Here is a 25,970-nt window from a genome sequence, read left to right as displayed (position 1 = left end):
GCCATGACCGAAGCAACGCAGGCCCCCGCGGGGGTCAACACCTCCACCGCCAGCACCGAATCGAAGATCGTGCTCGGCCGCAACCAATACGGCAAGGCCGAAGTCCGGCTGGTGAAGGTCACCCGCGACACCGCCCGGCACTCCCTCGAGGACCTCAGCGTCACCTCCCAGCTGCACGGCGACTTCGAGGCCGCCCACACGCAGGGGGACAACTCCTCGGTGGTGGCCACCGACACGCAGAAGAACACCATCTACGCCTTCGCCCGCGACGGCGTCGGCTCGCCCGAGGCGTTCCTGCTGCGCCTGGAACAGCACTTCACTGGCGGGTTCGGCTGGGTCACCGGTGGACGCTGGGCCGCGGAGCAGTACTTCTGGAACCGGATCAGCGACCATGACCACGCCTTCGCCAAGGACAAATCCGAAATCCGCACCGCCGTCCTGGTGTCCGAAGCCGGGCACCAGCACCTGGTCTCGGGGATCAGCGGCCTGACGGTGCTCAAATCCACCGGCTCGGAGTTCCACGGTTTCCCGCGGGACCGCTACACCACCCTCGCCGAAACCACGGACCGGATCCTCGCCACGGACGTCACCGCCAAATGGCGCTACGCCCCGGAGACGGACCTGGCCGCCCTGGATTTCAACGCCCTCTACGCCTCCGCACGGACCCTGCTCCTGGACGCCTTCGCCGCCACGCACTCCCTGGCCCTGCAGCAGACCATGTTTGAAATGGGCAAAGCCGTGATTGCTGCCCACCCGGAAATCGTGGAAGTGCGCCTCTCCCTGCCGAACAACCACCACTTCCTGGTGGACCTGTCACCCTTCGGCCTGGACAACCCCAACGAAGTCTTTTTCGCCGCGGACCGGCCCTACGGGCTGATCGAGGCGTCCGTGCTGCGCGAGGGCACGGACCCGGAAGCGCCGGTCTGGAGCACCGTGGGCGGGTTCTGCTGATGAGCCGCGCGCACCGCGCCGCGCCGGCGCGGGCCGCCGCCCGCCCCGAGGACGCCCGGCTGCCGCTGGGCAGCACGTTCGCGTATGGCTTCCAGCACGTGCTGACCATGTACGGCGGGATCATCGCCCCGCCGCTGATTGTCGGCACCGCCGCCGGCCTGGATTCCACCGACGTCGGCATGCTGGTGGCCGCCTGCCTGTTTGTCGGCGGCCTGGCCACCCTGCTGCAGACCGTCGGCATTCCCTTCTTCGGCTCCCAGCTGCCCCTGGTCCAGGGCGTGTCCTTCGCCGGAGTGGCCACCATGACCGCCATTCTCGACGGCGGCGGCGGGCTGCAGTCCGTCTTCGGCGCCGTGATCGTGGCGTCCCTGATCGGGCTGCTGATCACCCCGGTGTTCGCCAAGGTGATCCGCTTCTTCCCGCCGGTGGTCACCGGCGTCGTGATCACCACCATCGGACTGACCCTGATGCCCGTGGCGGCGAACTGGGCCATGGGCGGCAGCAGCGCCGCCCCGGACTACGGCAGCGTCTCCAACATCGGCCTGGCCGGGCTGACCCTGCTGCTGGTGCTGCTGCTGAGCAAACTGGGCAGCTCCACCATTTCCCGGCTGTCCATCCTCATCGCCATTGTCCTGGGCACGGTCTTCGCCCTCATCACCGGCAAGGCGGATTTTTCCGGGGTGGGCACCGGCCCCGTGTTCGCGTTCCCGCAGCCCTTCGCTTTCGGGCTGCCCACCTTCGAGGCGGCGGCCATCATTTCCATGGTGATCGTCATCCTGGTGACCCTCACCGAAACCACCGCGGACATCATCGCCGTCGGGGAGATCGTGGACACCAAGGTGGACGCCAAGCGGATCGGCAACGGACTGCGGGCCGACATGCTTTCCAGCGCCCTGTCCCCGGTGTTCAACTCCTTCACGCAGAGCGCCTTCGCCCAGAACGTGGGCCTGGTGGCCATCACCGGAGTCAAGAGCCGCTTTGTGGTCAGTGCCGGCGGATTGATCCTGGTCATCCTTGGCCTGTTGCCGATCCTCGGGCGGGTAGTGGCAGCGGTGCCGACGCCGGTGCTCGGCGGCGCCGGAATTGTCCTGTTCGGCACGGTGGCGGCCAGCGGTATCCGCACCCTGGCCAAGGTGGACTACCGGGACAACATGAACTTCATCATCGTTGCCACGTCCATCGGCTTCGGCATGATCCCGATTGCCGCCCCCACCTTCTACGACCGGTTCCCCACCTGGTTCGGCACCATTTTCCACTCCGGCATCAGCTCCGCCGCCGTCATGGCCATCCTGATGAACATCCTGTTCAACCACATCCGCTCGGGAAACCCGAAGGACCCCTCCGTTTTCGCCGAAGGCGCCGACCGGATTGTGCGCGTCGAGAACCTGGCGGCGCTGAAGGAGGGCGACCATGTGCAGGACGGCAAGCTGCTGGACGCCGACGGCCAGGAAATCCCGCTGACCACCACCGGAACCGAACCCCATGAGGATCTAAACCGTGACACCAACCCTTGAGTACAACCCCGTCCTCGGCGCCGAGCACCTGGCCCGGCTGGACGCCGTCCTCGCGGACACCGACCGGCTGCTCGCAACGGCTTACCCCGGCGACGACGGCAGCCGCCAGCCCGTGCACACCGTCTACATCCCGGCGGACCGCTGCGTGCCCGCACTCCCCGGAACCTGGGGCGAGGAGGGGCTGGCCGCGGTGGCGGAGCACGGCAGCCTCGCCGGGTTGGCGGACCAACTGGGGATCGGCGCCGGAACAGCTGCCGCCGTCGTCCCGCTGGTCGAGGCGAAGCTGCGCACCGAACCGATCGAGGACCTACGCCTGGACTTCGAGGACGGCTACGGTGTCCGGCCCGACGACGAGGAGGACGGCCATGCCCGGCAGGCGGCCGCCGCCGTCGCCGGGGCGGTGGCTGCCGGGACCGCGCCGCCGTTTGTCGGCATCCGGTTCAAGTCCTTCGAAGCTGCCACCCGCGCCCGCGGCGTCCGCACGCTGGACCTGTTCCTGGCCGGCCTGCTGGCAGCGGGGCCGCTGCCGGACGGGCTGGTGCTGACCCTGCCCAAGGTCTCCACCGTGGAACAGGTCGAGGCCATGGTTTTCATCTGCGAACTGCTGGAGGACGCCCACGGGCTGCCCGAAGGCCGGCTCCGGTTCGAGGTCCAGGTGGAAACCCCGCAGCTGATCCTGGCCGCCAACGGCACCGTGCCCGCCGCGCAGCTGATCCACCGGGCCAAGGGCCGGGTTAGCGCCCTGCACTACGGCACCTACGACTATTCCGATTCGGTGCAGATCGCCGCCGCCTACCAGTCCATGGAGCATCCGGCCGCGGACTACGCCAAAGCCGTGATGCAGGTGGCCGCCGCCGGCACCGGCGTCCGGCTCTCCGACGGCTCCACCAACATCCTCCCGCTGGGTACACCCGCCGAGATCCTCTCGGCCTGGCAGCTGCACGCCCGGCTGGTGCGCCGGTCCCTGGAACGCGGCTTCTACCAGGGCTGGGACCTGCATCCGGCGCAGCTGCCCACCCGCTTCCTGGCCACCTATGCCTTTTACCGGGAGGGGTTCGACGCCGCCGCGGTGCGCCTGCGCAATTACGTGCAGAAACGCGGCGGCAGCGTCCTCGACGAGCCGGCCACGGCCCGTGCGCTGGCCCGGTTTGTCCACCGCGGGCTGCTGTGCGGAGCACTCACCGAAGCCGAGATTGCACGGGACACCGGGCTCACCGGCGTCGAACTTGCCGCCCTCGCCCATCCAGCCGCCCGGCCCACCCCCACCCCCACGGCCACCCCCGCCGCCACCACCGAAGAAAAGGTCCGATAGTGAACACGCCCCGCTACTACGCCCCCGAGGGCGGCCTGCCCGCACAGACCGATCTGCTCACCGGACGGGCCGTGGTCACCGAGGCCTACACCGTGATTCCCCGCGGCGTGCTGCGGGACATCGTGGTCAGCGTGCTGCCCGAATGGGCCGATACCCGCGCCTGGATCCTTAACCGGCCGGTCGCCGGCGGGGCCACCACCTTCGCCCAGTACCTGATGGAGGTGGCCCCGGGCGGCGGCTCCCGCGCCCCCGAGCCGGAACTTGAAGTGCAGTCCTTCATTTTCGTCCTCGAGGGCACCCTGACCGTCCGCCGTCTGGGCCGGGACCATGTGCTGACTCCGGGCGGGTTCGCTTATCTGCCGCCGGAAACGCTGTGGGGAGCGTTCAACGAGGGGCAGGAAACAGTGAAATTCGCTTGGATCCGCAAGGCCTACCAGCCGCTGGTCGGGCATACTCCGGCGCCGGTATTCGGCAACGAGGCGGACATTGCGCCGACGCCGATGCCCGGCACGGACAACAAATGGCGCACCACCCGGATGATCCCGGTGGACGACGTCGCCTATGACATGCACGTGAACGTGGTGACCTTTGAACCCGGCGCCGTGATTCCCTTCGCCGAAACCCACGTGATGGAGCACGGGCTGTACGTGCTTGAGGGCAAGGCGGTGTACCGGCTCAACCAGGACTGGGTGGAGGTGGAGGAAGGCGACTACCTGTCCCTGCGCGCGTTCTGCCCGCAGGCCTGTTACGCCGGCGGCCCCTCGAACTTCCGCTACCTCCTTTACAAGGACGTAAACCGCCAGGTCCGGCTGGGAGGCCGGTGATGCACGACGGCGCCCGCTCCGGTTACTCGGTGAACTGCTCCATCCTGTTCACCGAACTTCCCCTGCTGGAACGTCCGGCCGCCGCGCGCGCCGCGGGCTTCGACACCGTGGAGTTCTGGTGGCCGTTTCCCGAACCGGTCCCGCCGCAGGCGCAGGTGGCCGAGTTCGAGGCAGCCATCCGCGACGCCGGGGTGCGCCTGGGCGCTTTGAACTTCGACGCCGGGGCAATGCCCGCGGGCGAACGCGGACTGCTCTCCCTGCCGCACCGGGGAGCGGATTTCCGGGCCAACGTGCAGGTGGTGGCGGGAATCGGGGAACGGCTGGGCTGCCGGCTGTTCAACGCCCTCTACGGCAACCGCACTCCCCGCTTCAGCCCCGGGGAGCAGGATGCCGAAGCCGCGCGGAACCTGCTCGTGGCGGCCCGCGCCGTCGCACCCTTCGGCGGAACCGTGCTGCTGGAACCGCTCAGCGGCGCGCCGGACTATCCCCTGAAAACGGCCGCGGATGTCTTCGCGGTGCTGGACCGGATGCACCGCGCCGGGGCGGCCAACACGGCGCTGCTCGCCGATTTCTACCATCTGGCGGTGAACGGCGACGACGTCGCGGCGCTGGTGGCCGCCGATGCCGGCCGGTTCGGGCACGTCCAGATTGCCGATGCTCCCGGCCGCGGCGCGCCCGGAACCGGAAGTCTGCCCCTGGCGGAGTGGGTCCGGGCGAGCCGCAGCGGCGGCTACCGGGGGGATATAGCGCTGGAATACGCGGCACCGGCTTCCGGGGCTTTTGACTGGCTGGATTCGGAGGGGGAGGCTGCCCCCGTGGCGCCGTCGAAGGCATCCGCCGCGACGCCGGAGGCAGACCGCTACGACCTGGTGATCCGCGGCCAGGCGGTCCTCACCCCGGAAGGAATTGTCCCGGCGGAAGTGGCCGTGCGGAACGGGTTGATTGCCGCCGTCGTCCCGCTGGGCACCGGGCTGGCAGGGGAGCGGCTGCTGGAACTGGCCGAGGATGAAACCCTGCTGCCCGGACTGGTCGATACCCATGTGCACGTGAACGAGCCGGGACGCACCGAGTGGGAGGGATTCGCGTCGGCCACCCGGGCGGCAGCGGCCGGCGGGGTCACCACGCTGATCGACATGCCGCTGAACAGCATCCCGCCCACCGTGAACGTGGAGGCGCTGGAGGCCAAGCGGGCCTGCGCCGAGCCGCAGGCCGCCGTCGACGTCGGATTCTGGGGCGGAGCCGTCCCCGGAAACGCAGCGGACCTGCGTCCCCTGCATGACGCCGGCGTGTTCGGCTTCAAGTGCTTCCTGGTCCACTCCGGCGTCGACGAATTCCCGCACCTGGAACCGGCGGAAATGGAAACCGTCCTCGCCGAACTGAAAACCTTCGACGCCCTGCTGATTGTCCACGCCGAAGACCCGGACAAGATCCAGGACACCCCGGCCGGCTCGCGGTACGCCGGCTTCCTCGCCTCGCGGCCGCCGGAAGCGGAAAACACCGCCGTCGGACACGTCATCGAGGCGGCACGGCGCACCGGGGCACGGGCGCACATCCTGCACCTGTCCTCCGCCGAGGCGCTGCCCCTGATCCGCGCGGCGAAGGACGACGGCGTCCGCCTCACCGCCGAGACCTGCCCGCATTACCTGACCCTGACCGCCGAGGAGATTCCCGACGGCGCCACGGCGTTCAAATGCTGCCCGCCGATCCGCGGGGATGCGAACCGGGAACAGCTCTGGGCCGGACTGGCGGACGGGACCATCGACTGCATTGTCTCGGACCACTCGCCCAGCACCCAGGACCTGAAGGACCTGGTGCGCGGCGACTTCGGCGTGGCCTGGGGCGGGGTGTCCTCGCTGCAGCTGGGCCTGCCGCTGATCTGGACCGAGGCCCGCAGCCGGGGAATCCCGCTGGAGCGGGTGCTGCACTGGATGTCTGCGGCGCCGGCAGCGTTGGCCGGCCTGGACCGGAAGGGCGGCATTGTTCCGGGCAAGGACGCCGACTTTGCGGTCTTCGCGGCCGGGGATACCTTCACCGTGGATCCTGCCGCCCTGCAGCATAAGAATCCGGTCACGCCCTACGCGGGGAAGCAGCTCAGCGGCGTCGTGCGGCGGACGCTGCTGGCCGGCGTCGACGTCGACCCCGCCGCTCCTGCCGGCCGGCTGCTGCGCCGGGGCGAGGCGTAGGCGGACCGTTTGCGTGACGGTGCCCACATGACGCCCGTCGCATTTACGCAACCGCCGACCCTGAAAGTAATGTCTTCTGTATGGCCCCTTTCCGAAACAGCCGAGCCGCTGCCCTTCCCGCAAAACTGTCCCGTTCCTGGCTGCTGGCGTCCGCCGCAGACGAAGCGAACTTTGCACCGGCGCTGGCGTCCGAAGCTGATTCGGTGGTCTTCGACATGGAAGACGCCGTTCCGGCCGGCGGCAAGGCCGAAGCCCGTGAACGGGTTGTCGAGGCCCTGTCCACCGGCATGACCGCGTGGGTGCGCGTCAACGGCATCGAAACCGAGTACTGGGCCGATGACCTCGCCGCCCTCTCCAAGGCCCCGGGCCTGCGCGGCGTGATGCTCGCGATGACCGAAAAGCCCGAGCAGGTCACCCACACGGCCATGCGGCTGCAGGCCGGCACCCCGGTGCTCGCCCTCGTGGAATCGGCCCTCGGCATCGAGAACGCCACCGCCATCGCCAGCGCGCCGGGCACGTTCCGCCTCGCGTTCGGCGTCGGCGATTTCCGCCGCGACACCGGCGCCTCGGATGATCCGATGGCCCTGGCCTACGCCCGCTCCAAGCTCGTTGTTGCGTCCCGCGTCGGCCAGCTGCCCGGCCCTATCGACGGTCCCACCGTCGGCGCACTGGGCGAGAAGCTGCTGGACGCCTGCAAGGTCACCCAGAGCATGGGCATGACCGGCAAGCTGTGCCTCATGCCCGAGGCGACGGACTTCATCAACCAGGGGCTCTCGCCGAGCGGCTCGGAAATCACCTGGGCCCACGAGCTGCTGGAAGCGCACGCAGCCGGTGCTGTGGTGGGCGACGGCTCCTACCTGCCGCGCCTGGCCCGCGCCCAGAAGATCTCCTCGCTGGCGGACTCCTACGGACTCTGGAACGCCTAAGCGGGGTTGTCCGCCCGCTCCAGCAGCTGGAGCACCAGCCGGGTGAGCGTGAACGCCGCGTCCATGTCGTAGTCCGGCAGGCTGATGTCAGCGAACAGGTGCGAGGCACCCATATAGAGGAAAAGGTCGGCGTCCGGCGTGGACGCGGCCAGGTTCTCCGCGGCGTCCAGGTCCCCGCTGTCCACGAATTCCTCATCGGCGTCCATGCCGTGGATCTGCACCGGCACACCGGCCGGCCAGATATCACCGAAGGGACCAAGCGGCACGCAGGCGCTGACGAGCACCGCGCCACGCGCGCCGGGGCGGGTCTGCGCCAGCCGCTGGGCCGGGATCACGCCGAGGGAGAAGCCGATATAGACCATGTCCTCCGGGAACCGGTCTGCAATGCTGACACCCAGTTCTTCGATGGTGTCCATGCCGATCTCCTGGGCATAGGCCACTCCGTCCTCCAGGTCGGTGAAGGTACGCCCGTCATAGAGATCGGGCACCGTCACCGTGTGGCCGGCCTCCCGCAGGACCTCGGCGAAGGCGTCCATGCCGGAGGTCAGGCCGAGCGCGTGGTGGAAGAGCAGGACGTTGGCCATCGGGACTCCTAGGGTTCGACGAGGATCCCGTCCTCATCGGCGTAGAGCACGGCGCCGGGACGGAAGGTGACGCCGCCGAACTCTACGGGCACATCCACCTCGCCGACAGAGTTTTTGGCACTCTTGCGCGGATTCGAGCCCAGTGCCTTCACGCCCAGGGGCAGCTTGGCGACGGCGGCACGGTCACGGATGGCGCCGTTGATGACGACGCCGGCCCAGCCGTTCTCCACGGCGGCCCCGGCAATCAGATCTCCCATCAGTGCGGTGTTCAGCGACCCGGCGCCGTCGACCACCAATACCGCGCCCTCGCCCGGGGAGTTCAGCAGGGACTTGATGATGCCGTTGTCCTCCAGGCAGCGGACGGTGCGGATGGGGCCGGTGAAGCCCACATGCCCGCCCAGGTCCTGGAACTGCAGGGACACCGAGGCCAGCTCGTCGCCGCGTTCGTCGTACAGGTCAGCTGTGCTTGTATTCATGGCACCACTGTGGCAGACGGCACAGCAGTGAATCATCCTGCCACGCCGAGGGTTGGGCCTACGCCGGCCCTCGGTTTGTCCGGATCCCTGCAGTTTGTCCGGATCCCTGCGTTGCGCGGCGCAGGGATTGTCACAAACCGCAGGGTTTTTCCCAAACCACGGGGAATTCCGCGCCGGACACTGTCGGGTGTCGCCGGAAGGTTACGTCTGCGCCTGCTGGGCGTGGGATTTCAGGACATCCACGATTTCCAGCAGGTCGGAGACGGAATGCGTGCGGCTGTCACGGGTGGCCTGCGGCCAGCCGCCGGGCAGCCCCTCGTTGTAATACAAGCCGTCGGCCAGCAGGGTGATGGCACGGGCAATGCCCGGATCGCCCACCTCGTCATGGACCAGGTCGAACCAGCTGTGGTGGATGTCCTGCAGCAGCTCCGAGGCTACGGGATCGGATGCCTGCGCCAGGCGGACGACGCCGATCAGTGCCCGGTCCAGCTCGCTGCCGACGTACACGGAGCTGCGGACCAGGTACCGCGCCGGCCCTTCCGGATCCTCGCGCATGGTCTGCAGGTCTGCCGCGGCGAGGCTGCGGAGCTTTTCGATCAGGGCCCCGGCCATCGCTTCCTTGTTCTTGAAGTGATACAGCAGGCCGCCTTTGGAAACCTCGGCGCGGGCGACGACGGCGTCCAGGGTGGCGCCGCGGGGGCCTTCATTGATGAGGAGTTCCTCATAGGCATCGAGGATGCGGTCCCGGGCGGGACGAGTGTTGGGCATGCTTTTACGCTACGCCATCAGCGGACGAAACAGCCGCAATTTGGCTACCATACAGTCTAGACGGTACAGTACTTCGGTGGGGTTTTCCCTGCCCAGAATCCGTGAAAGATCAACCTTGAAGGAGGAAGCCGTGCTGGCGGTCCAGGAAAAACCCGCAGTTACGCGTGCAGGAACGCGTGAATGGTGGGGACTCGCAGTCCTGATGCTGCCCGTTCTGCTCATCTCCATCGACAACAACGTCCTGAGCTTCGCCATCCCGTCGCTCTCGCAGGCGCTGGCACCCACCGGCGTCGAACTGTTGTGGATCGTGGACGTCTACGCCCTGGTCCTTGCCGGCCTGCTGGTGCCCATGGGCAGCCTCGGTGACCGGATCGGCCGGCTCCGCCTGCTGATGATCGGCAGCGTGGGCTTCGGCGTCTTCTCCCTGGTGGCCGCGTTTGCGCCCTCCGCGGCGCTGCTGATCGTGGCCCGTGCCCTGATGGGCGTGTTCGGTGCCATGCTGATGCCCGCCACCCTGTCGCTGATCCGCAACATCTTCACCGACCCGTCCCAGCGCCGGATCGCGGTGGCGATCTGGGCCGCCGGCTTCTCCGGCGGCGCGGCCCTCGGCCCGATCGTGGGCGGCGTGCTGCTCGAGCACTTCTGGTGGGGTTCGGTGTTCCTGCTGTCCATCCCGGTGCTGCTGCCGCTGCTGATCTTCGCCCCGATACTGCTGCCCGAATCCAAGGACCCCAGCCCCGGCGCCGTCGACATTCTCGGCGTTGTCCTGGTCATGGGCGCCATGCTCTCGGTCACCTACGGCATCAAGGAGTTCGCGCACGACGGCGCCGCGGCCGGCCTGCCGTTCATCGCCGCCGGTCTGGTGTTGGGCTTCTTCTTTGTCCGCCGCCAGCTGTCGCGGGAAAAACCGATGCTCGACGTCCGGCTGTTCCGGAACCCGGTCTTCAGCGGCTCCATCGCCGCGAACCTGCTCAGCCTGTTCGCCATGGTGGGCTTCATCTTCTTCCTCTCCCAGCACCTGCAGCTGGTGGTCGGACAGACGCCCATCGAAGCCGGCCTGACCATGCTGCCCGGACTGGTGCTCACCATCATCACCGGCCTGGCCGTGGTGCCCCTGGTGAAACGGGTCCGCCCTGCGGTTGTGGTGGCCGGCGGGCTGCTCTTCAACGGAGCCGGCTATGCCCTGGTCTTTGCTGCGGGGGAGTCGGTGACCGTGCTCCAGCTGATCATCGCGTTCCTGCTGCTGGGCGTTGGCGTGGGGGCTGCGGAAACCATTTCCAATGACCTGATCCTGGCCAGCGTTCCGCCGTCCCGTGCTGGATCCGCCTCGGCTATTTCCGAGACGGCCTACGAGATCGGGTCCGTCCTGGGTACTGCCGTGCTGGGCAGCATTCTCACCGCGGCCTACCGCAACGGCGTCCAGGTCCCGGCCGGTTTGACCCCGGAGCAGACGGCTGCCGCCGGGGAAACCCTGGGCGGCGCCGTCGAGGCTGCCCGGGACCTGCCCGCAGATGCTGCCTCGGCACTGCTGCATTCCGCGCAGACGGCCTTCGACTCCGGCGTCAACATCACCTCGCTGATCGGCCTGGTCACCATGGTGGTGGCCGCCGCGGGTGCGGCCGTGCTGCTGCGCCGGGTTCCGGCTCACCGGTAGTTCTGGTCCGGTAGCTCCGGCCCCGATCCCTACATGCGCTCGTCGGCCGCCCCCGGGCCGGGATCCGGTCCGGGCCCGTCCGGGCGTCCCGCGCCTTCCGTATAGACGATGCTGGCTGGTTTAGTCCCGGTGGGGGCGGGCAATCAGCACCGGGCAGTAGGCGTGCGCGGCCACAGCGGTGCTGACCGAGCCAAGCAGCAGCCCGGCAAAACCGCCGCGTCCTCGGTTGCCCACCACCAGCATCTCCGCCCCGCGGCTGGCTTCCATCAGCACCCGGGCGGTTTGTCCGGCCACCGCTGACTGGGTGAGACCCTCCGGAATGCCCTTCCCTTCGAAGGCTGCTTCCACCGCCTCGGCCAGGCCCCGCTCGGCTTCCACCCGCGGGGACCATTCGGTGGTGGGAAACGGCGTGGCGAGCATTGCCGGAAACTCCCACACCGAGATGGCCTCAATGCGGCATTCCAGCAGGTCCGCCAGTCGGCGGGCCAGGCGCAGCGCCTCCAATGACTCCTCTGAGCCGTCCACGCCAACGACAATCCGCTTCCGGGTTCCTTCAGTCATGATGTTCCTTCCAAGGCAGTTGGATATGCAGCAGTTTGCGCCCCCGGCAGCGGGCAGGGCCATAGCAGCGGCGATTTGTGCGGCGGAACCGCGGACTTGAGCAGAAGCGCCAATCGGGCATAGGGTAATAAGCATGCTTACGTTAGCGTGAGCGACCGCCTTTCACGGCGGCCCTAGCCGGACCGCCCGAATGGACTGACCTACCGAAAGTGGGAACTTCTATGACAAACGGCAACAAGTCGGACCAGTACACCTTCCAAAACCCCGTGGACCGCTACCCGTCCATCGCACCGCCCATCCAGGACCAGCCCGAGCCGGGCCTGGACAAGGACATGACCCCGCACGTGGACCACGGCGAGGATACCTACCGCGGCACCGGACGCCTGGAAGGCCGGAAGGCGCTTATTACCGGCGGCGATTCCGGCATCGGTGCGGCTGTGGCCATTGCGTTCGCCCGTGAGGGGGCCGACGTCGCCATCTCCTACCTTCCCGAGGAGGAGCCGGACGCCCAGCACATTGCCGAGGTGGTCGAGAAGACCGGCCGTAAGCTGGTGAGGCTTCCCGGTGACCTCAAGGATCCCGAGTACTGCCGCCAGCTGGTCGAGGATGCCGTTTCGGCCTTGGGTGGGCTGGACATCCTGGTCAACAACGCGGGCAAGCAGATTGCCGTGGAGAACCTTGAAGATCTCTCCGACGAGCAGCTGGACCATACGTTCAAGACCAACATCTACTCGTTCTTCCGGGTGACGAAGGCTGCGCTGAAGCACCTGCCGGCCGGATCGACCATCATCAACACCACCTCGATCCAGGCCTACGAGCCGTCCGCCGACCTGCTGGACTACGCCAGCACCAAGGCGGCCATCAACAACTTCACCAAGGGCCTTGGCCAGCAGCTTGCACCCAAGGGAATCCGTGTGAATGCCGTGGCGCCGGGTCCGTTCTGGACCCCGCTGCAGCCGTCCGACGGACAGCAGAAGGAAGCGCTGACGGAGTTCGGCCAGAGCACCCCGCTGGGCCGTGCGGGCCAGCCCACCGAACTGGCCCCGGCCTACGTCTTCCTTGCTTCGCCGGAATCCAGCTACGTGATCGGCGAAACGCTGAACGTCAACGGCGGCACCCCGTCCCCGTAACGTCTGCGGTTTCATCCCGTTAGAGCTGAGGCCCCGCATATGCGGGGCCTCAGTGTGTTTAAGGTGTCGGGCACTGATTCCTGCTCGCCTGGCACTGTGGCCCGCACGGCATCCCACTACGTGGTGCCGGTGTTACTGGTGAGGTCACAGGCGCCACTTCCGTACCGGATGGCGGGACGTCCTGATCCTGACGGAAACAGCATCCCACGACGTGGTGCAGGTGTTGCAGGTGAGGTCCCAGTCGTCACTTCCGCACCGGAGCGTGGGACGTCCTGCTGGGTGAGGGGGCCAACAAAAAACGGCCGCTGCAATCCCCGGAAACCGGAGGTTGCAGCGGCCGTTAGGACCGACAACGTCTTAGCGGACGACGGTCTCTTCCGTGCGGAAGTCTGCACGGTCAATACGGCGGTGGTAACGCATACCGGCCAGGCCGCCCAGGATGGCGCCGAGCAGGGTGGCCAGCAGGCTGGCAGCGACGGCGATCCAGGTGCCGGCGTCCATGCCTTCCAGGTTCTCGGGCAGCGGCGCAACCGAGTTGAGCTGGCTGATGCTGCGGATGTCGTTGCCGAAGATCAGGCCCAGGATGATGACGACGGCGGCCGCCACCAGTGCCCACAGCCAGACGGCCAGGCCCTGCTTGGCGCCGTTGAAGCGGGCCATGCGCCCGGCGACGTATCCGCCGGCAAAGTAGGAGAGCAGCAGGACCAGGAGCATGATGATCGCGCCGACGATCCCGGCGGACTGGTTGGCTGCTGCAGATTCCAGGGCCTGGCCGAGGTTGGTTTCAGCCGAAAGGCCCACGGCAGCGCCAATCGCCGCAGCCAGCGCCGAAAGCAGCACCACCATTCCGGTAGCGGTCAGCCAGCCGAAGAACGCCGCACCGAACTTGAAGCCGCCGAAGCGTTCCTTCTCCCGGGCCAGCAGTGCCTCACGGTTGGGCAGGGCGGCCTCGCGGGTGTGCACGGCGTCACGATCATCAATTCGGCCGTCCCGGTCCTGGTCGCGTACGACGCCGCGGTCATCGTTCCGGTCATCGTTCCGGTCGTCGCGGGCGTCGCGTCGATCATCCGTCGTGTCGCCGGCGTTCATGGCGTGCCGGTTCTCGGCGTCGCGGTCAGAATCGCGCTCAGTGTCTGCGTCACGGTGGTCACGCACGGCAGATACCGATGTTGCGCCGCGGTGTTCGCCGGTGCCGTCAGCGTCGGGGGAACGGGTGGCGGTGACTGGTGCGACCCGGGTACTCGTATCTTCGGAGGCGGATTCGGAGCCCGAACGGGAATCGGAGACCGGCATCGCGCGGCCGGCGGCGTCGTCGTTCGTGGTGCCCGCTACCGGTTCGGCGGCATGGCTGCCCGCACGGCGGCCGGTGGCATGCGACGGAGAAGAGGAGGCGGTGTCGGTGTCCATGGCCCGGGTGGCGGTGTCCTCCCGGTGACCGTCCACGGGAATGGCCTGGCTGTCGTCGACGGGCGCGGGCCGATCGGACCGGTCCCGGAACGGGCCGCCGTCAGAGGCTCCGCGTCCGGTGTTGGAAGCGTTTGTGTTCCCTGGTTCGGTGCTCATTTACTGCTCTCCTGTTTTCCGTCCGGTGAATCGGGCTGAAGATGCCACCTTATAAGCATCCTTAGTAGTTTCTCCACCCGGCGGTCCGAGCCACGCCGGGGATTTCGGGCCCGGCAGACCGGGTAAAGGCTCCAGTTTGGGAAAACCCGACCGGTTTGGGAAATCCCTGCCACTGCGCAGCGGAGGGATTTCCCCAACCGGCAGCGGAATCCCCAACCGGCAGCGGAATCCCCAACCGGCAGCAGAATCGCAAAGGCCGAACCGCCCCGGCGGGCAAATACGAGGGGAGTGGACAGCTGGTGGAACACTGGGGGAATGGATCCGGACCTTCTTGTAACCATTGCCGCAGCCCTGGTGATCGCCGTGGGCCTGATCGGCATTGTGGTGCCCGTGCTGCCGGGCAGCATCCTGATCCTCATTGCCCTGCTGGGCTGGGCCCTCGGAGTGCAGAGCGCGCCGGCCTGGTGGTCCTTCGGGATCGGTGCCGTGCTCCTGATCGCCGGAATGCTGTCCAGTGCCTTCCTCACCGGACGGCGGCTCAAGGAACGGGAAATCCCCAAGCGCTCCATCGTGGCGGGCGTGGCTGTGGGCATCGTTGGAATGTTCACCATTCCTGCCGTGGGCCTGTTTATCGGGTTCGCCGTCGGCCTGCTGCTCAGCGAGTGGCTGCGCAAGCGGGACCTGTCCGCCGCCTGGTCCTCCAGTGTGGCCACCCTGAAGGCCATGGGCATCGGGATCCTTGCCGAACTGGCGCTGGCGCTGACCGCAGGCGGACTCTGGGGCGGGGCTGTCTGGCTGCACTTCGCCACCCGGTAACACCGTTCCCCAGGGGAAGCCGCGTGGGTAAGGTCTGGCATTATGAGCGAGCCGCCGATCAACCGCAGCCTGCGGTCCGTTGATGATCTCCTGAGGCTGATGGACGGGCTGTTTGCCCGTGACTCGGTCCGCTGGACCCATGACGCAGGCAGCACCTGGTGGAACAGGTTCTATGCCGACCGGACCCGGCCCGTCCCGTTCTTCGCCGACAAACCCGACGAAAACCTGGCCCGGTGGGTCAGCGCCGAAGTGTTCGCGCCGACGAGGGTACTGGATATCGGGTCAGGTCCTGGCCGCAATGCCCTGTTCCTGGCGGAAAACGGTTACACCGTGGATGCCGTTGATCTCTCATCCGAGGCCGTGGCGTGGGGCCGGGAACGTGCCGCAGCGCGGCGGCTGGAGGTCTCATTCACCTGCGGCGACGCCTTTGCCCTGCCGCCGGAAGCGTTTTCAGGAACGTACGGACTGGTCTACGACTCAGGGTGCCTGCACCACCTTCCCCCGCACCGCCGCATCAGCTACCTCCAACTGCTGAAGCGCACCCTCGCGCCCGGCGGCTATCTGGGGCTGGCCTGTTTCGCCCGGGGCCGGATGGGCTCGGAAGCTCCCGACGAACAGCTCTACCGCGACGGGACATTCGAAGCGGGAATTGCCTTCAGCCCTGACGACTTGCGATGGGTTTTTGCGGCCTTCGAGGAAATCGAAATCCGCCCGATGGCCGCTCAGGAACAGGACTCGCCCTGGTTTGGGGAATCTTTCCTGCTCACCGCACTGTTCCGCCGCCCGCCGGCCCCCTGAACCCTAGGCCCCGGTCACGAACCCCGCGAGGTTGCGCAGCTGGTCGGCACGGCAGCCGGGGTTTACGTACATCATGTGCCCGGCCTCGTAGTAGTGGTGCGTGAACCGGGACCGTGCTTCATCGCTCAGCCGCATGTGCGCCCACACGTACTCCGCGGCGAAATGCGGCGTGGCGCCGTCGTAGTAGCCGTAGTCCACGTGCACGCGCAGCGCCGGGTTGTGCACCAGCAGCCGTTCCAGGGTGCCGGTGACATCCACGGGCACACCCTCGAAGGTCTTGTAGCTCCACGGCTGGACCCGGCCGCTGAGGATTTCGTAGGGGAGATCGTTCTCGTAGCCGAGCTCGGCGCGGACATAGTGGTTGATGGCCGCGGAATAGGGCCCGTTGATGGCCACCAGGCTGGGATCGTCCCAGTTGATCCAGTCCTGCTGGTGCGCCGGCGCGGCGGTAAACCGGCCGTCGATGCGCCCCACGGCCAGGTTTTCCTCCCGCAGCAGCTCCGCAGAGAACATGGCGTAGTCCCAGCGCAGATTGGTACGCCGGATGAAGCCCTCGCTCAGGGTGGTGATGGCGGCGAGGCGGGCGATGACGTCGTCGTACTCCTCCGCGCTCAGCCGGGACCCCTGGGTCAGCGCATATCCGTACTCGCGCGCGGCGTAGGCTTCGGCTTCGCGGACGACGTCGGCCAGCTCGCGGCCCGGAAGCCGGCCGTGGAAGTGCGCGATGGCGGCGTAGGTCGGCAGGTGCAGCGCATAGGGGGTGTCCCGCCCGGGTGCGAAATCCAGGGTGGCCAGGTTCAGGACAGTCGAGATCAGGCCCAGGCCGTTGACTGCCAGTCCGTAGGCGTCGAACAGCTTCCCGGCCACGGCCACCGCGCGCAGGGTGCCGTAGGACTCACCCACCAGGTACTTCGGGCTCAGCCAGCGGTTGTTCCGCGTGGTCCAGAGCCGGATCACCTCGGCCACCAGGTCCCGGTCCTCCTCGAACCCGTGGAACTCCGCGGCGTCGTTGCCGTTCACCACCCGGGAGAAGCCCGTGTTCACCGGATCGATCAGCACCAGGTCCGCGTGTTCCAGCAGGGTCTGCGGGTTGTCCACCAGGTCGAACGGGGGAGGAGTCAGGGAACCGGCGTCGCCCGAGTCCACCATCCGCGGGCCCAGCAGGCCCATGTGCAGCCAGACGGAGGAGGAACCCGGCCCGCCGTTGAAGGCAAACACCACAGGGCGCCGGTTGGGGCCGGTCTCCGGCGCGTCCGCCGTGTAGGCGACCAGGAAGATCTCCGCCTTGGGCCGGAAGCCGTCCGACTTTCCGTCGCTGACTTCTTCCTTGCGGAAGACCATCCGTCCGGTGGTGGTGGTGTAGCCCAGGCCCGAGGGCAGGGTGTGCCGGCGGACTGCGAAGTCGTCGGTGACGTCCGACGCCGGGCTCGCGTCCGGATCGGCGGGGGCGGAGGCAGCGGTGTCGGGGCGTTCCTGGGAGACCATGGCAAGGACACTACCCGTGTCTCGGCCGATTACCCGGGAGGTGGGTCCGGCAAGTGCACTGCCTACTCTTCCGCGGATTCCGGTGCGGGTCTACGTTGGAAACACCGTGACCGGCCACGGCACCCCGCAGAGGGAACGCCGATTCCGGCGCCGGTCCACAAGGTGCGGAGGCATTATGTTTTTCCATAAACAGGAACTCCAGTTCAAGTCCACCCCGGAGAAGCCGGATGCGGTGTTTGCCCGGAAGCTTCAAGAGGCACTGGGCGGCCAGTACGGCGAAATCACGGTAGCCATGCAGTACGGATTCCAGTCCTGGAATGCGCACATTCCGGGCAAATACCGGGACCTGCTGTACGGCATTGCCGCAGAGGAAATGGGCCATGTGGAAATGCTGGCCATCATGATTGCGCAGCTGCTGGAAAAGGCTCCGCTGGGGGTTACCGACGACGCCGTCCAGAACGATCCCACGGTTGCCGCCGTGATGGGCGGCATGGACGTGCAGCACGCCATCGTGGCCGGTGCCGGCGCGCGCCCCGTGGACAGCAACGGCAATCCCTGGACCGGCGGCTACATCACGGCCAGCGGCAATATGCTGGCGGACTTTACGTCCAACGCCAACATCGAAATGCAGGGCCGCATTGCCGTTGCCCGGCTCTACCACATGACCGATGACCACGGGGTGCGGGACCTGCTGGCGTTCCTGCTGGCCCGGGACACCATGCACCAGAACCAGTGGACCACCGCGGCCCTGGAACTTCAGGCGGAGAACATGGAACAGCTACCGGTACCCAGCAACTTCCCGCTCAACAAGGAACACCGCGAGGTGTCCTACCAGTACCTGAACTTCTCCGACGGCGAGCACGCCAAGGAAGGGTCCTGGGCCAAGGGTCCGACGCCGGACGGCAAGGGCGAATTCAGCTACCACGACGGTCCCACCACCCGGGCCCCGATGCCGCCCCCCACCCGCCCGGACGCCCGGTACTACGGGACCACGGACATCCCCAACCCGGTCGAGAAGGCAGCCGGCGCCGTGCAGGACAAGCTGAACAAGGAATAACCCCTGCCGGACGCAAAACCGGGCGGAGCCGCAGAGGCTCCGCCCGGTTTTGTGCTGTCCGGGGTTTTAGCCCTTCGAGGAGGTCCGTGCCGCTTCCCGGGCCCCGCCCGAGGTGAGTTCAGGAGCAGGTTTGGCGTAGAACAGCGAGGCCAGCAGGGCAAGGAGGATGACGGCCGCGGGCAGGTACAGGGACTGCCCCATGGCCTCGGAATAGCCGGCTTTGAGGGCTTCCGGGAACACGCCGCCGGCCGGTGCGGTGCCGCCGTCGGCTGCACCTCCGCCCAGGTGCGCCGTCAGCCGCGACTGCATGACCGCGGCGATGGCGCTGCTGCCGATCACCGCGCCGAACTGCCGGGTGGTGTTGTAAACGCCGGAACCGGCACCGGCGACGTCGGCCGCGAGGTTGCGCGTGGCGGTCAGCGACACCGAGGGCCAGATGCATGCGTTCGCCAGTCCCATGAGGGCCATCGGCAGGAGAAGGTGCCAGTAGGGGACGTCCGGGCTGAGGATGGAACCGAGCCAGATGAGGGATGCCGCCATGGCAGCGAACCCGAACACCGCAATGAACCGGGGGTTCCCGCGCTGGACGATTTTGCCCGCAGCCGGGGCGAGGACTCCGGCCAGGACGGCCATCGGGGCCAGCAGCAGAGCCGCCTGGGTTGGGCTCAGCCCGCGCACGTTCTGCGCAAAGAGGATCACCGGCAGCGAGAACGCGGTGACGGCGAAGCCCATGCCGGTGATGGAGATGTTGGCCAGGGAGAAGTTGCGGTCCCGGAAGAGCTTCAGCGGCAGGAGCGGCTCGGCGCGGTTCAGCCGCTGCCAGAGGACAAAGAGTCCCAGCAGCAGCACCCCGGCAATGATCAGGGACCAGACGGACAACGGCCCGGCAATGGTTCCCCAGTTGTAGCTTTCGCCTTCCTGGATGCCGAAGACCAGGCAGAACATCCCCGCCGCGCTGAGCAGCACGCCCAGGTAATCGAAGCGGTGCACGGCGGTGGGGAGCTGCGGCACCAGCCGGTAGGCCAGGATGAAGCCCAGCACGCCCACCGGCACGTTGATGAAGAAGATCCATTCCCAGCCCAGTCCGTCTACCAGCACACCGCCCAGGATCGGACCCACGAGGGTGGCGACGCCGGCGGTTGCGCCCCAGAGGCCCAGTGCGGTGCCGCGCTTGTCCGGCGGGAAGATCCGGGTAATCACGGACATGGTCTGCGGGGTCATCAGCGCAGCGCCGAAGCCCTGGGCCACACGGGCGAGGATCAGCGCGTCCACGCTGTGCGCAAAGCCGCACCAGAGGCTGGAGAGTGTGAAGACCACCAGTCCGATCAGATAGACCCGGCGCGGGCCGAACCGGTCACCGAGCCTGCCGGTAATCAGCAGCGGCACGGCGTAGGCCAGCAGGTAGGCGCTGATCACCCAGATCACCTGGTCGAGTCCTGCGCCCAGGTCCGCCATGATGGCGGGGGTGGCGATGTTTACGATCGTGGAGTCCACCAGGATCATGAAGAACCCGATGACCAGGGACCAGAGCGCCGGCCACGGTTTAAGGTCCGGCTGGGAGGTGTTCAAGATGCGTTGCTGCCGTTCGGTCGAGAAAGCGGTGAGGGCGGAAAAGAGCCGAAGTCTATTGTGGACCTTTCTTCCCTGTGCGGCATACCCCGGGCGGTTCCCCCGGGGGAATTCCGTGATGTCCTGAAACTCGCCGGTCCGGGTAAGGTGCCCGACGCCGGGGCGGGCGTACGATGCCAGCATCCGGCTGCGGGGACCGGGTCCGTTTTCCACGTCACTGTCCGTCTCAAAACAATGGAGTTTTAGATGAGTGTCAATGCCGCGTCCGCCGTGCCTTCCTCCGGCCGGATGAGCCGGGAGGAACGCAAGGTCCTCGCCGGAACCCTGGTCGGCACCACTATCGAGTGGTACGACTTCTTCATTTACGCCCAGGCTGCCGGCCTGGTGCTGGCCACCCTGTATTTCGGTCCCATCAACGACGGCCCGCTGGGCCAGGTGGTCTCCTTTGCGACCATCGGCATCAGTTTCCTGTTCCGTCCCCTGGGCGCCGTCGTCGCCGGACATCTGGGAGACCGGATCGGCCGGAAGAAAATGCTGGTGTTCACGCTGGTCATGATGGGTATCTCCACCGCCCTGATCGGTGTGGTGCCCACCTACGCGCAGATCGGCGTCGCCGGTCCGATCCTGCTGATTGTGCTGCGCATCATGCAGGGCTTCTCCGCCGGCGGGGAGTGGGGCGGGGCCGCCCTGCTCTCGGTGGAACACGCCCCGGCGGGCAAGCGCGGTCTCTTCGGCGCCTACCCGCAGATCGGCGTGCCGGTGGGCATGATCCTGGCGACGTTCGTAATGTACGTGCTGAGCACGAGCCTGAGCGAGGAGGACTTCCTGGCCTGGGGCTGGCGGATCCCGTTCCTGGTCTCGGTGGTACTGATCATTGTCGGCTACTTCATCCGCCGCTCGGTGGCCGAGAGCCCCATTTTCAAGGAGATCCAGGAGCGGAAGAAGGAATCGTCCGCTCCGCTGAGCCAGCTGTTCCGGCACAACAGCCGCGAGGTGATCCTCAGTGCGTTGATTTTCATTGCCAACAATGCGGCCGGGTACCTGGTCATCGCCTTCTTCGCCTCTTACGCCACCGGTAAGCCGGCCGCGGGCGGCCTGGGAATGGACCGGCCCTCGGTGCTGCTGGCCACCACGCTGGGATCCTTCGGCTGGCTGATCTTCACGCTCTACGGCGGGATCCTTTCCGACCGGATCGGCCGGGTCCGCACCTTCCAGATCGGCTACGCCTGGGTGTTCCTGTGGTCGGTCCCGATGTTCCTGCTCATCGACACCACCAACATTGTGCTGTTCGCGGTGGCGATTTTCGTCCTGACCATCGGCCTGGGCCTGTCCTACGGTCCGCAGTCAGCGATGTATGCCGAGATGTTCCCGGCCCGGGTGCGGTACTCGGGTGTCTCCATCGGGTACGCCCTCGGGGCCATCCTGGGCGGGGCGTTCGCGCCGACCATTGCCCAGGCGCTGTTGAACGAGACCGGCTGGTCGCCGTCCATCGGCCTCTACATCATGGTGCTGTGCGTGGTGTCCTTTGTGGCCGTGACCATGGTGAAGGAAACCAAGGGCAACGACCTGCACGTGGAGGGCTCGCCGAAGCAGCAGTCCCGGCACTAGCGCCCTACCGTTCCAAGACGCCGATTTCGTTGCCGGCCTGGTCATAGATCCGCAGGGTGCCGCCGTCGACGTCGGCCGCGGCACCCGCGGCGAGCCATGTGTCCATTCCGGGCGGGCAGGCCATCAGGGTGGTGGCCATGTCCCGGAGGGTGACGCGGTTGCCGGAGACGCTCCAGTGCCCCATCAAACGGTTGCAGCCGTCCGTGCCGCTGACCCGCCCGTCGGGGCTGAAGTCCAGGGACGGTGCGTCCGGATTATCGACGTCGCCCCACGGCCCGGTCACATCGGCGGCCGAACTCCCGCCGCTCCCGCCGGGATCCGGGGAAGCACCGGCGTTGTTCCCGCAGGCGCTCAGCAGCAGCGCGCCCGCCAGCACGGGGAGCAGTAGCCGCATCAGAGCCACTTGTTCCGTTTGAAGGTCACGTACAGGATGGCGCCCATCCCGAACATCGCCACGATGGCCAGCGGATAGCCGAACTGCCAGCCGAGTTCGGGCATGTGTTCAAAGTTCATGCCGTAAATGGTGCCCACCAGGGTGGGGGCAAAGAGGATGGCAGCCCACGAGGAAATCCGCTTCACCTGTTCGTTCTGTTCAATGCTCGTCTCCGCGAGGCGGTTGGAGGCAAGTGTCGAGGACAGGGTGAGTGCGTTGTCCAGGATGGCGCGGTATGCGTTGACCCGGTCAATCAGGCGCAGCACATGGTCCAGCACGTCCCCGAGGTTGTCATGCAGGTCCGCCGGGATGCCGTACTGCTCCGCGTTCTGGCGCAGTTCGCCCACCACGTTTTCCAGCGGACTGATGGCCCGGTGGAACTGGATGACTTCGCGGGAGAGCTCGTAGATGCGGCGGGACACCTCGGCGTCGCCGCCGAACAACTGGTCCTCAATCTCGTCAATGTCGTTCTCCAGCCCGGCCGCGACGGGAGCATATTCATCCACCACCTGGTCCAGCACCGCGTAGAGCACGGCCTGCGGGCCAAGTGCCAGCAGGTCCGGCTCCTGTTCCAGCCGCTTGCGGACACGGGTCAGGTCCGGTGATTCGGCGTGCCGGACGGTCACGACGAAGTTGGGGCCCACAAACAGGTGCAGCTCACCGAACTCGACGCGTTCGACGTCGTCCAGGTAGCGGGCGGGCCGGAGCACCAGGAACAGCTGGTCACCGTACTGCTCGAGCTTCGAGCGCTGGTGGCCGGCCAGCGCGTCTTCGACAATAAGCAGGTTCAGGCCGAACTCCTCGGCGACGGCCAGCAGCTCCACCTCGTCCGGGCGGTACAGGCCGATCCATGCCATGCCGCCGGAGCTGCGGGTCAGTTCGAACGTTTCATCCAGGCTGTCCGGGTTATGGTGGCGCTTGCCGTTCACATACACCGCATTGTCGACCAACGTCATGGACATTCCCCTAGCGTCTAAACCAAAAAACCCGTCAACGGCCGGGCACCGGGCGGCGGCCACTGCCCATTATCCCTGCCCGCCGGTCCCCGTGCCGCTCGGAGCCGCGAGCGGGACGGCGTCCAGCCCCGTGCAGGGCGCGCAGGGCATTGAGGATGGCGGCCAAATCCACCAATTCCTGGGTCAGGGCACCGGCGACCGCCGGAATGTACCCGAAGGCTGCCACCAGCATCAGGGCCACGCTCAGCGCGATGCCGAGCCGGATGCTCTGCAGCGCCACCCGGAGCGTGTGCTGGCCGATGTCGACGGCGACGGCCACGCGGGAGAGGTCGTCGGCGGCAATCACCGCGTCGGCGGACTCGCCCGCAGCGGTGGAACCCCTGGCACCCATGGCAATGCCGACGTCGGCCGCGGCCAGCACCGGTGCGTCATTGACGCCGTCGCCCACCATCAGGACCGGCCGGTCGGGCAGGGCGGCAACCGCCCGGACCTTGTCCGCCGGCAGCAAACCGGAGGAGACCTGCGTAATGCCCAGCTCGTGGGCGACGCTGTGCGCGGTTCCGGCGGCGTCACCGGTGAGCATCACCGTGGACCGGACTCCCAGCCGCCGCAGGTCCGTGAGCGTGGCCGCGGCATTGGGGCGCACGGTATCGCTAAGCACCAAGGTGCCGGCGAAGCTGCCCTCCACCCCGACATAGACGGCGAGTTCGCCGGGCCGCAGCGGCTGTTCCGCCGGGTCCGCGCCCGTGCCGGCAATGAACCGCTGCTTGCCCACCCGGATCCTGCGGCCGCCGATCAGCGCTTCCACCCCGTTGGTCGCCGCCTCCGAGGCGTAGTGGGCCGGCAGCAAAGCCAGCCCCCGCGCGGTGGCCGCGGACTGGACAGCGGCGGCCAGCACATGGGAGGAATACTGCTCCGCGGACGCAGCCAGGGCCAGCAGCTCATCCTCCGTGAACGGCGGCTGCGGATGCACTGCCACCAGTTCCGGCCGGCCGACGGTCAGCGTGCCGGTCTTGTCGAAGGCGGCCGTGCGGATCCGGGCAAGCTGTTCCAAGGTGGCGCCGCCCTTGACGATGATGCCGTGCCGGGCAGCCCGGCTCATGCCGCCCATAAAGGCCACCGGGGCAGCGATCAGCAACGGGCAGGGGGTGGCCAGGACCAGTACCTCCGCAAAGCGGCCGGGATCGCCGCTGGCCAGCCAGGCAGCGCCGGCAATCAGCAGGGAAAGCCCGGTGAACGGAAGGGCGTACCGGTCCGCCAGCCGCACCAAGGGTGCCCGCGACGCCGCGGCCTCCTGCACCAGGGCCACAATCCGCTGGTACTGGCTGTCCGCCGTCGTCGCCGTGGCACGGATACGGACGGCAGCGGTGCCGTTGACCGACCCGCTGAGCACCGTCTCCCCGGCGCTGCGCAGGGCGGGCAGGGATTCGCCCGTGAGTGAGGATTCATCGAACTCCGCGGCCGGATCCAGCAGGATGCCGTCCACAGGCACCAGCTCGGCGGGCCGGACCAGCAGGATGTCGCCGGGCCGGACCTCGGTGGCGGCAAGGTCGACGACGGCGTCCGCTTCCAGCCGGTGGGCCTGCTGGGGTGCGCGTTCCAACAGGGCATCAAGCTCGCTGCGGGCCCGGCCGGCGGCATAATCCTCCAGCGCCTCGCCGCCGGAAAGCATCAGCACGATGATCAGCGCGGCGAGGTATTCGCCAACGGCGATGGTGCTGAGGATGGCAATGACGGCCAGGATGTCCAAACCCCAGTTGCCGGCACGGATGTTCCGGACCATCCCCGCGGCGGTCTGCAGTGCCACGGCGCCCGCGTACAGGCTTGCCGTCCAGGCCGCGGCGGTACCGGCGTCAACGGCGAGCAGGGCAAGGACCGCCAAGCCGACCAGCAGTGTGGCGAACACCAGCGGATAGCGGCGCACCGCGTCCGGGATCCTGGGTATTCTGCTGCTCCTCATGCCTTCAGTTTTAGGCCGGTTGCGGAGCAGTTTCCAGCAAGATAATGCTTACCTAAATTTTCCCGGCGAGGCTCTCAGCGGAGGGCCGCTTCAATCCGCCGGGCGGTTTCGGCCAGCCGCAGTCCCATGGCGTCTTCGTCCTTACCGGAGCCGAAGTACACCACCGACACCGCGGCGGGCAGCTGGCCTGCGGCAGTAACCGGAGCGGCAACGGCGGAAACCCCTTCGATGACCTCGTTGTGGCTGACGGCGTAGCCGCGCTCACGGGCCACACGGCTTTCGCTGCGGTACTTCTGCCCCGGGGCCAGCCGGTCCCACTGCTCTTCCGTCATGGCGGACTGGATCGCGATCCCGGGAGCGCCGGCAGTGAAGGAGTGCCGGGTACCCGGGCGTTGGATGAGGGCGGTGCGGCTGTGGGTGGGTTCCACGGTCATCAGGGTGACGCAGTTCTGCCGGTCCCAGACCGCAACAAAGGCCGTCATGGACAGCTCGTTGGCCAGCACGCCGAGCTCGGGCAGCGCCGCCGACTGCAGGTCCCGCGACACGCCCCGCGCCAGCGCCGCGAGGCCGGGCGCGGCCGAAACCCGGCCGGCGTCGTCGCGCATCACCAGGGAGTGGGATTCCAGAGTCCGCAGGATCCGGTAGGCGATGGAGCGGTGTACCCCAAGTCGTTCGGAGAGTTCGGCAATGCTCAGGGCGCCCTCCGCGTCCGCGAGGAGTTCCAGGGCGCGGATGCCGCGGGAGAGGGTCTGCGACTGGGAGCCGGCTCCGGTTGGCTCAGGGGGTGTCATGGGCCAATCCTAAGCGCACGGCCCTGCGTTGCCGTGCCGTGACGGGAGGCG

Annotated in this window: 23 protein-coding genes and 1 pseudogene; 13 read left to right on the top strand and 11 right to left on the bottom strand. The window is 67.6% G+C overall.

What is annotated here, in order from left to right; all coding sequences use genetic code 11:
• Nucleotides 1-3 precede the first annotated feature (3 nt).
• From pucL to N2L00_RS14615, 7 genes and pseudogenes are all read left to right on the top strand, one after another.
• Nucleotides 4-951: a factor-independent urate hydroxylase gene (gene pucL, locus N2L00_RS14645; protein WP_255862396.1), complete on the top strand. Its 948-nt coding sequence runs from the start codon at nt 4-6 to the stop codon at nt 949-951.
• On the top strand, nt 951-2,465 hold the full coding sequence (locus tag N2L00_RS14640) for a nucleobase:cation symporter-2 family protein (protein ID WP_255862397.1): 1,515 nt from the start codon (nt 951-953) through the stop codon (nt 2,463-2,465). Before pucL ends, N2L00_RS14640 begins: the two co-directional genes overlap by 1 nt.
• Nucleotides 2,449-3,777, top strand: a complete 1,329-nt coding sequence (locus tag N2L00_RS14635; protein ID WP_255862398.1) for a DUF6986 family protein — start codon at nt 2,449-2,451, stop codon at nt 3,775-3,777. Before N2L00_RS14640 ends, N2L00_RS14635 begins: the two co-directional genes overlap by 17 nt.
• Nucleotides 3,777-4,601, top strand: a complete 825-nt coding sequence (locus N2L00_RS14630) for a bifunctional allantoicase/(S)-ureidoglycine aminohydrolase (protein ID WP_255862399.1) — start codon at nt 3,777-3,779, stop codon at nt 4,599-4,601. Before N2L00_RS14635 ends, N2L00_RS14630 begins: the two co-directional genes overlap by 1 nt.
• A pseudogene (locus N2L00_RS14625) lies at nt 4,601-5,389 on the top strand (hydroxypyruvate isomerase family protein); the annotation flags it as partial. The gene N2L00_RS14630 and the pseudogene N2L00_RS14625, both read left to right, overlap by 1 nt.
• Before the next feature lie 27 nt (nt 5,390-5,416).
• Complete coding sequence (gene allB, locus N2L00_RS14620; RefSeq protein WP_255862804.1) at nt 5,417-6,784, top strand: allantoinase AllB; 1,368 nt, start codon at nt 5,417-5,419, stop codon at nt 6,782-6,784.
• An 80-nt stretch (nt 6,785-6,864) separates the two neighbouring features.
• On the top strand, nt 6,865-7,710 hold the full coding sequence (locus tag N2L00_RS14615; protein ID WP_227919561.1) for a CoA ester lyase: 846 nt from the start codon (nt 6,865-6,867) through the stop codon (nt 7,708-7,710).
• Here the strand turns inward: N2L00_RS14615 and N2L00_RS14610 are convergent.
• From N2L00_RS14610 to N2L00_RS14600, 3 genes are all read right to left on the bottom strand, one after another.
• Nucleotides 7,707-8,294, bottom strand: coding sequence for a dienelactone hydrolase family protein (locus N2L00_RS14610; protein WP_255862400.1), 588 nt, complete (start codon nt 8,292-8,294; stop codon nt 7,707-7,709). The genes N2L00_RS14615 and N2L00_RS14610 overlap by 4 nt on opposite strands.
• Before the next feature lie 8 nt (nt 8,295-8,302).
• Nucleotides 8,303-8,770, bottom strand: a complete 468-nt coding sequence (gene rraA / locus N2L00_RS14605; protein ID WP_255765244.1) for a ribonuclease E activity regulator RraA — start codon at nt 8,768-8,770, stop codon at nt 8,303-8,305.
• 201 nt (nt 8,771-8,971) lie between these two features.
• Entirely contained in the window at nt 8,972-9,538 is a 567-nt protein-coding gene (locus tag N2L00_RS14600; protein ID WP_255765243.1) for a TetR/AcrR family transcriptional regulator, read from the bottom strand.
• A 115-nt stretch (nt 9,539-9,653) separates the two neighbouring features.
• On the opposite strand from N2L00_RS14600, the gene N2L00_RS14595 reads away from it, so the two are divergent.
• Nucleotides 9,654-11,192, top strand: a complete 1,539-nt coding sequence (locus N2L00_RS14595) for an MFS transporter (protein ID WP_370646944.1) — start codon at nt 9,654-9,656, stop codon at nt 11,190-11,192.
• Between the two features lie 120 nt (nt 11,193-11,312).
• Here the strand turns inward: N2L00_RS14595 and N2L00_RS14590 are convergent, their stop codons facing one another.
• A complete protein-coding gene (locus tag N2L00_RS14590) occupies nt 11,313-11,753 on the bottom strand; it encodes a universal stress protein (RefSeq protein ID WP_255765242.1) in 441 nt (146 codons plus the stop codon).
• Between the two features lie 221 nt (nt 11,754-11,974).
• Between N2L00_RS14590 and N2L00_RS14585 the strand changes: the two genes are divergently transcribed.
• A complete protein-coding gene (locus N2L00_RS14585) occupies nt 11,975-12,883 on the top strand; it encodes an SDR family oxidoreductase (RefSeq protein WP_255862401.1) in 909 nt (302 codons plus the stop codon).
• A gap of 357 nt (nt 12,884-13,240) precedes the next feature.
• Here N2L00_RS14585 and N2L00_RS14580 read toward each other — a convergent pair whose 3' ends face one another.
• The gene (locus N2L00_RS14580; protein ID WP_255862402.1) at nt 13,241-14,446 is read right to left on the bottom strand and encodes a YrzE family protein; all 1,206 of its coding nucleotides are present in this window, start codon (nt 14,444-14,446) and stop codon (nt 13,241-13,243) included.
• Between the two features lie 315 nt (nt 14,447-14,761).
• Between N2L00_RS14580 and N2L00_RS14575 the strand changes: the two genes are divergently transcribed.
• Together N2L00_RS14575 and N2L00_RS14570 are read left to right on the top strand one after the other, a co-directional pair.
• Nucleotides 14,762-15,262 (top strand): DUF456 domain-containing protein, encoded by a 501-nt coding sequence (locus N2L00_RS14575; protein ID WP_255862403.1) that lies wholly within the window; start codon nt 14,762-14,764, stop codon nt 15,260-15,262.
• 42 nt (nt 15,263-15,304) lie between these two features.
• Nucleotides 15,305-16,060 carry a bifunctional 2-polyprenyl-6-hydroxyphenol methylase/3-demethylubiquinol 3-O-methyltransferase UbiG gene (locus N2L00_RS14570; RefSeq protein WP_255862404.1) on the top strand — a complete coding sequence of 252 codons (756 nt, stop codon included), beginning with the start codon at nt 15,305-15,307 and terminating at the stop codon, nt 16,058-16,060.
• 3 nt (nt 16,061-16,063) lie between these two features.
• Here N2L00_RS14570 and N2L00_RS14565 read toward each other — a convergent pair whose 3' ends face one another.
• Entirely contained in the window at nt 16,064-17,545 is a 1,482-nt protein-coding gene (locus N2L00_RS14565) for a S10 family peptidase (RefSeq protein ID WP_255862405.1), read from the bottom strand.
• Nucleotides 17,546-17,720: 175 nt separating this feature from the next.
• Here N2L00_RS14565 and N2L00_RS14560 point away from each other — a divergent pair, with 175 nt between their 5' ends.
• Nucleotides 17,721-18,602: a manganese catalase family protein gene (locus tag N2L00_RS14560; RefSeq protein ID WP_255765237.1), complete on the top strand. Its 882-nt coding sequence runs from the start codon at nt 17,721-17,723 to the stop codon at nt 18,600-18,602.
• Between the two features lie 66 nt (nt 18,603-18,668).
• On the opposite strand, the gene N2L00_RS14555 is transcribed toward N2L00_RS14560, so the two are convergent.
• Nucleotides 18,669-20,105, bottom strand: a complete 1,437-nt coding sequence (locus N2L00_RS14555) for a DHA2 family efflux MFS transporter permease subunit (RefSeq protein WP_374676604.1) — start codon at nt 20,103-20,105, stop codon at nt 18,669-18,671.
• Nucleotides 20,106-20,417: 312 nt separating this feature from the next.
• Between N2L00_RS14555 and N2L00_RS14550 the strand changes: the two genes are divergently transcribed.
• Entirely contained in the window at nt 20,418-21,779 is a 1,362-nt protein-coding gene (locus tag N2L00_RS14550) for an MFS transporter (RefSeq protein WP_255862407.1), read from the top strand.
• Nucleotides 21,780-21,783: 4 nt separating this feature from the next.
• Here the strand turns inward: N2L00_RS14550 and N2L00_RS14545 are convergent, their stop codons facing one another.
• The 4 genes from N2L00_RS14545 to N2L00_RS14530 all read right to left on the bottom strand — a co-directional run bounded on the left by N2L00_RS14545 (nt 21,784) and on the right by N2L00_RS14530 (nt 25,919).
• Complete coding sequence (locus N2L00_RS14545) at nt 21,784-22,173, bottom strand: META domain-containing protein (protein ID WP_255862408.1); 390 nt, start codon at nt 22,171-22,173, stop codon at nt 21,784-21,786.
• On the bottom strand, nt 22,173-23,168 hold the full coding sequence (locus N2L00_RS14540) for a magnesium and cobalt transport protein CorA (RefSeq protein ID WP_255862805.1): 996 nt from the start codon (nt 23,166-23,168) through the stop codon (nt 22,173-22,175). Before N2L00_RS14540 ends, N2L00_RS14545 begins: the two co-directional genes overlap by 1 nt.
• A 34-nt stretch (nt 23,169-23,202) precedes the next feature.
• Nucleotides 23,203-25,128: a heavy metal translocating P-type ATPase gene (locus N2L00_RS14535; RefSeq protein WP_255862409.1), complete on the bottom strand. Its 1,926-nt coding sequence runs from the start codon at nt 25,126-25,128 to the stop codon at nt 23,203-23,205.
• A gap of 74 nt (nt 25,129-25,202) precedes the next feature.
• On the bottom strand, nt 25,203-25,919 hold the full coding sequence (locus tag N2L00_RS14530; protein WP_255765233.1) for an IclR family transcriptional regulator: 717 nt from the start codon (nt 25,917-25,919) through the stop codon (nt 25,203-25,205).
• Nucleotides 25,920-25,970 lie beyond the last annotated feature (51 nt).

The organism is Arthrobacter sp. zg-Y1171 (assembly GCF_025244845.1).
In the GTDB taxonomy this organism is placed as follows: Bacteria; Actinomycetota; Actinomycetes; order Actinomycetales; family Micrococcaceae; genus Arthrobacter_B.
The sequence above is the reverse complement of the archived record's forward strand: the minus strand, read 5'-3'. Positions and strand labels throughout refer to the sequence as shown.

Coding starts and splice junctions, on each gene's coding strand:
- N2L00_RS14550 (WP_255862407.1), top strand. CDS start 20,418: ATGAGTGTCAATGCCGCGTCCGCCGTGCCTTCCTCCGGCCGGATGAGC.
- rraA (WP_255765244.1), bottom strand. CDS start 8,770: ATGAATACAAGCACAGCTGACCTGTACGACGAACGCGGCGACGAGCTG.
- N2L00_RS14600 (WP_255765243.1), bottom strand. CDS start 9,538: ATGCCCAACACTCGTCCCGCCCGGGACCGCATCCTCGATGCCTATGAG.
- N2L00_RS14615 (WP_227919561.1), top strand. CDS start 6,865: ATGGCCCCTTTCCGAAACAGCCGAGCCGCTGCCCTTCCCGCAAAACTG.
- N2L00_RS14590 (WP_255765242.1), bottom strand. CDS start 11,753: ATGACTGAAGGAACCCGGAAGCGGATTGTCGTTGGCGTGGACGGCTCA.
- N2L00_RS14640 (WP_255862397.1), top strand. CDS start 951: ATGAGCCGCGCGCACCGCGCCGCGCCGGCGCGGGCCGCCGCCCGCCCC.
- N2L00_RS14540 (WP_255862805.1), bottom strand. CDS start 23,168: ATGACGTTGGTCGACAATGCGGTGTATGTGAACGGCAAGCGCCACCAT.
- N2L00_RS14530 (WP_255765233.1), bottom strand. CDS start 25,919: ATGACACCCCCTGAGCCAACCGGAGCCGGCTCCCAGTCGCAGACCCTC.
- N2L00_RS14545 (WP_255862408.1), bottom strand. CDS start 22,173: ATGCGGCTACTGCTCCCCGTGCTGGCGGGCGCGCTGCTGCTGAGCGCC.
- N2L00_RS14565 (WP_255862405.1), bottom strand. CDS start 17,545: ATGGTCTCCCAGGAACGCCCCGACACCGCTGCCTCCGCCCCCGCCGAT.
- N2L00_RS14570 (WP_255862404.1), top strand. CDS start 15,305: ATGAGCGAGCCGCCGATCAACCGCAGCCTGCGGTCCGTTGATGATCTC.
- N2L00_RS14575 (WP_255862403.1), top strand. CDS start 14,762: ATGGATCCGGACCTTCTTGTAACCATTGCCGCAGCCCTGGTGATCGCC.
- pucL (WP_255862396.1), top strand. CDS start 4: ATGACCGAAGCAACGCAGGCCCCCGCGGGGGTCAACACCTCCACCGCC.
- N2L00_RS14610 (WP_255862400.1), bottom strand. CDS start 8,294: ATGGCCAACGTCCTGCTCTTCCACCACGCGCTCGGCCTGACCTCCGGC.
- N2L00_RS14585 (WP_255862401.1), top strand. CDS start 11,975: ATGACAAACGGCAACAAGTCGGACCAGTACACCTTCCAAAACCCCGTG.
- N2L00_RS14560 (WP_255765237.1), top strand. CDS start 17,721: ATGTTTTTCCATAAACAGGAACTCCAGTTCAAGTCCACCCCGGAGAAG.
- N2L00_RS14535 (WP_255862409.1), bottom strand. CDS start 25,128: ATGAGGAGCAGCAGAATACCCAGGATCCCGGACGCGGTGCGCCGCTAT.
- N2L00_RS14555 (WP_374676604.1), bottom strand. CDS start 20,105: ATGATCCTGGTGGACTCCACGATCGTAAACATCGCCACCCCCGCCATC.
- N2L00_RS14580 (WP_255862402.1), bottom strand. CDS start 14,446: ATGAGCACCGAACCAGGGAACACAAACGCTTCCAACACCGGACGCGGA.